The sequence below is a fragment of the Bradyrhizobium genomosp. I (2014) genome (assembly GCF_000261685.1).
In the GTDB taxonomy this organism is placed as follows: domain Bacteria; phylum Pseudomonadota; class Alphaproteobacteria; order Rhizobiales; family Xanthobacteraceae; genus Bradyrhizobium.
The window spans coordinates 1-4,260 of sequence record NZ_AJQE01000228.1 but is presented as its reverse complement, the minus strand read 5'-3'; the positions used below and the strand labels follow the sequence as shown (position 1 = coordinate 4,260).

Genomic DNA, 4,260 nt, shown 5'->3' with positions numbered 1-4,260 from the left:
CTACACCCGCCGCTGCATCATGCGGCTTCTTGACGCCCAGATCGAGAAGTCGCGGCGGGCATCCGCGCCTTGCGCGATCGCGCTGATCGATCTCGACTGGTTCAAGCGGATCAACGACGCCCACGGCCATCCAGTTGGCGACGAGGTGCTGCGCACCTTCGCGATCACCATTTTCGCCAACCTCCGGCCGGCCGACGGTTTCGGCCGCTACGGAGGCGAGGAATTCCTGCTGCTGCTGCCGGACACGTCGGGCGACGTCGCGCACCGCATGCTCGAGCGCTTGCGCGGCATCGTTGCCGAACTCGACTGGAGCGCCTTCACTCCGGGCATGCGGGTGACCATTTCCGCGGGCGTCGCGACGCTGCGCGACATTGATACTGCCGACACATTTCTCGCACGCGCCGACCGCGCGCTCTATTCCGCCAAGGCGCAGGGGCGCAACTGCATTGTAACGAACTGACCAATCCATATTCTCCCGGCGCGACAGAAGCCGCTGCCGGGCCGAACGCTCCAGGACAGGGCAATGAGAATCAAATCCGCAAGACCATCCGAAAACCTGCTCGAGGAATTGCAGTCTGCCCTCTCGCACGGCACCGTTGCGCGCCGGGTCGAGACGCTGCGCCGCGTCACCGATCTCTTCGTGGGCAACGCAGTGGACTATTCCGACGACCACATCCGCGTGTTCGACGACGTGTTCCAATGCCTGGTCGACCAGATCGAGACGTCGGCCAAGGCGCTGCTCGCCGATCGCCTCGCACCGATCGCGGCTGCGCCGCCGAAAATCATCCGTACACTCGCGCTCGATGAGGTCATCGAGGTCTCCGGCCCGGTGCTGTCAAAATCGGAACGGCTGGACGAGGCGACCCTGATCGAGATCGCGCGCACCAGAGGTCAGGCGCATCTCAAGGCGATCTCGCTGCGGCGGATCCTGTCGGAAGCGCTGACCGACGTGCTGGTGGCGCGGGGCAACGAGGACGTGGTGCAGTCGACCGTCGGGAATCCCGGCGCGCGGCTCTCCGAGGAAAGTCTCACCGATCTCGTCATCCGCGCCGAACGCGACGACGACCTCGCCAGCTGCATCGGCCTGCGGCCCGACCTGCCGCGCCATCACTATTTGAAACTGGTCGCCAAGGCGTCCTTAAGCGTGCGCAGGAAGCTTGCGGCCACGCATCCTGAGCTTGCGGAGGAAGTGTCGAGCGTGGTCCAGCAAGCGGCCCAACGGGTTCGCGCTGCAGCCATGACGAAACAGACCGAGATGGCCCGCGCGCTGGTGAAATCGCTGCACGACGACGGTCGCCTGAACGAGGTCCAGGTCACCGCCTTCGCCGAGCAGGGCAAGTTCGACGAGACCAATGCGGGGCTGGCAGCACTCGCGGGCGTCACGGTCGAGACCGCCGAGACCATGATGATCGAGAGCCGCACCGAAGGCGTGCTGATCCTCGCCAAGGTCGCGGGCATGCAATGGCCGACCGTGCGCGCGATCATCACCATGCGCGAGAAGCTCTCCGGCGGGCCGCAGACCGACATGCTGACGCTGCGCGATGCCTACGAGGCGCTACGCTCATCGACAGCGCAGCAGGTGCTGCGCTTCCACCGCATGCAGTTGGGCACGACGGCGCCGGCGTGAAGCCGGCGCGCTAAAGCATGATCCGGAAAAGTGCGCAGCGGTTTTCCGAAAAGATTATGCGCAAACAACAACCTAAAGCGCGATGACGATTCATCCTAATCGCATCATGCTTTAATAGCGCAGAACTCTGGATCCCACCAGCGCCCCTATCGCGGTCACCACCGCGGTCGCGAGCGTGTACCAGGTCGCGACGAACAGGGGCGAGTCGTCGGTGCAGTGCGAGGCGTAGAGGGTCGCAGCCAGGCCGGCCGACACCAGGCCGGCGAGCGCTCCGGCGAGCGCGGGACGCGACGGCGCGCCGTGGCGCAGGCCGAACAGCGCACCCGCAAGCAGCGGCAGCGACATCGCAGGGATCGCGACCAGGCACACCCTGGAGTTCCTGCCCATCAAGCGCATCGTCATCGGCATGGCCGGGGCCATCATCGCCTCGCTGCCAATCGCCACCGCCAGCAGCCCGACGGGCAGCAGCAGGAGCCAGCCCCAGCCGCGCAGCAGGGCTTCGGGACGCGACAAATGCAAGCTGACGATGATCGCGGGGATTGCGAGCGACAGCGTCACCGCGAACTTCATGTCGAAGAACGGGTTGTGCATGGCGCTCATCACGTCGGCGCGTACGCCGAGGAATGTCGCAAAAATCAGGATCGACAAGGGCGCAGCCACCAGCAGCGCCATGGTCAGCACCGCGCCGACACGTGGAGCGCGGTGCGCGTTGTCGGCTGCGAGCGAGCGAATGAGTTGATCGGTGTCCATGACTAATGGTCCCGCAGTTTGGCCGTCAGCGCGGCAAGTCCGCGATGCAGCGCGACCCGCACCGCACCCTCGCTCATCGAAAACTTTGCCGCCGTATCCTTGATCGAGGCGGCCTCGACCGCGATCGATTGCAGCACGTCACGCTGACGCTGCGGCAGGGTGCCCAGTTGGGCGGCGACCTCGCCGGCTGACGCGGTCTCCTGCGGCACCTCGCCCGGCAGCGTCTCGGCGAAATCGTCGATGTTGACGAACACGCGCTTGCCGCGCCGGCGGAGCGTGTCGATCAGCTTGTTGCGGCCGATCGCAAACAGCCAGGGCGCGAAGGGGGCTTCGCTGTCCCAGGTGTGCCGCTTCAGATGCACTGCCAATAAAATCTCCTGCACGATGTCCTCAGCCTGGTCGGGAGGCTGACCTGCCCGCGCCAAGCCGCGCCTCGCCGCAGCGCGCAGCACCGGCGTGACTGCCTTCAACAAGCGATGATAGGCCGCGTCATCGCCAGCCATGGCCGACCGCATCAGGCCGGTCCATTCGTCCTCACGTCCGCGCACGCGCGCCCCTCACCATGCAATTCGGCCGCTCTTTCAATTTGTTACGCGGACGCCGGATATATCACGAATTCGTGATCAAAGCCCGGGCCTCGCGACCGATGCAGCCGCAAACATCTGCGACGGCTCATAACACTGATCGGCGCGTCCCGCATCGGGCGGCCAGCCGCGAGCGGCGGTTTGCCCCGTTTTTGCCGGGTGAAACCCGAAGATTCCCATTTTCTGCCCCGCTGTCGTCACGCCCCAGGGTCTCTCTTCGTTGCCGGGACAGGCGGAATTGGGGAGATCGTCAACATGATGAAAGCCAGCGCGCGCGCGGCCCTGACTGTCTTGGCCGGGCTTTTCTTGCTGTTCGGGGGCGTTGCACAGGCGGCGCCGGCTTCGGCCGCAAGCAACAAATCGGACAGCGCGGAGAAGCAGGCGGACACGGCCAAGCACCGGCGCCATGACTCGCGCCGCACCAGCAGCAGCAAGACGGCTCAGAAATCCGCGGACAAGCAGGACGCCGCGGCACAGGCCGACGGGGCCAAAAACGACAACAAGGTCGACAGCGGGATGCCGGCATCGAGCCAGATGCCGCCGGAGGTCGCCAATGCCAACGCGCAGCTCGCCGCCGATACGCCGACTGCGGCCGCCGCCTCCGCCATGACGAACCGCGCCAACGACAATGTTCAGGCAGCAGCAGATAATACCAGCGCCGCGTCCCCCGAAAGCCAGGTCGTCGCGCCCGATCAGCTCAACGACATCGATCGCGCCCTCCAACAGGAAAACCCGCCGGCGCAGAAGGCGGTGATTGCCGCAACCGAGGCGCAGCCACGGCCGGCGCCGGTGATGGCGAGCAGCCAGCAGAGCTCGGCCTGGGACCAGAGCTCCCTGATCGGCAAGATCTTCATCGGTGTCGGCACGCTGCTGACACTGGCGTCCGCCGCACGGATGTTCATGGCGTGATTGCCGGCCGAATACCGGCCCGAGGGACCTCGTCCGGAACGCCGTTCTCGCCGCGTTCCGGCGGCCCCTAACCCCTTGAAGCCCACCGCGCCAGCGGGCACATTGCCCGCCCAATCAAAAGCGTGGGTGGAGCATGAGCACGTTCGAACACATCGTCGTCGAAAGCAAAGGCGCGGTCGGCATCGTCAAGCTGAATCGGCCGAAGATGCTCAACGCGCTCTCCTTCGGCGTCTTCCGCGAGATCGCCGCGGCGGTCGACGATCTCGAGGCCGATGACGCCATCGGCTGCATCGTCGTGACTGGCAACGAGAAGGCTTTCGCCGCCGGCGCCGACATCAAGGAGATGCAGCCCAAGGGCTTCATCGACATGTTCTCCGAGGATTTCGCCGC

General features: G+C 65.7%; 6 protein-coding genes. 4 read left to right on the top strand and 2 right to left on the bottom strand.

All coding sequences use genetic code 11. The features are described 5' to 3' along the window. Together IC50_RS21725 and IC50_RS21720 are read left to right on the top strand one after the other, a co-directional pair. The coding region (locus tag IC50_RS21725) for a GGDEF domain-containing protein (protein WP_035709470.1) at window positions 1-460 on the top strand (460 nt) is incomplete at its 5' end. Window positions 461-523: 63 nt separating this feature from the next. Continuing rightward, entirely contained in the window at window positions 524-1,627 is a 1,104-nt protein-coding gene (locus IC50_RS21720; RefSeq protein ID WP_035709468.1) for a DUF2336 domain-containing protein, read from the top strand. A gap of 111 nt (window positions 1,628-1,738) precedes the next feature. On the opposite strand, the gene IC50_RS21715 is transcribed toward IC50_RS21720, so the two are convergent. Beyond that, the gene (locus tag IC50_RS21715) at window positions 1,739-2,377 is read right to left on the bottom strand and encodes an NrsF family protein (protein WP_035709467.1); all 639 of its coding nucleotides are present in this window, start codon (window positions 2,375-2,377) and stop codon (window positions 1,739-1,741) included. Window positions 2,378-2,379: 2 nt separating this feature from the next. Next, complete coding sequence (locus IC50_RS21710; RefSeq protein WP_035709464.1) at window positions 2,380-2,925, bottom strand: sigma-70 family RNA polymerase sigma factor; 546 nt, start codon at window positions 2,923-2,925, stop codon at window positions 2,380-2,382. A gap of 291 nt (window positions 2,926-3,216) precedes the next feature. Between IC50_RS21710 and IC50_RS21705 the strand changes: the two genes are divergently transcribed. Together IC50_RS21705 and IC50_RS21700 are read left to right on the top strand one after the other, a co-directional pair. Beyond that, entirely contained in the window at window positions 3,217-3,870 is a 654-nt protein-coding gene (locus tag IC50_RS21705) for a hypothetical protein (protein WP_035709463.1), read from the top strand. A 133-nt stretch (window positions 3,871-4,003) separates the two neighbouring features. Then, on the top strand, window positions 4,004-4,260 hold a 257-nt coding region (locus IC50_RS21700; protein WP_035709461.1), incomplete at its 3' end, for an enoyl-CoA hydratase-related protein.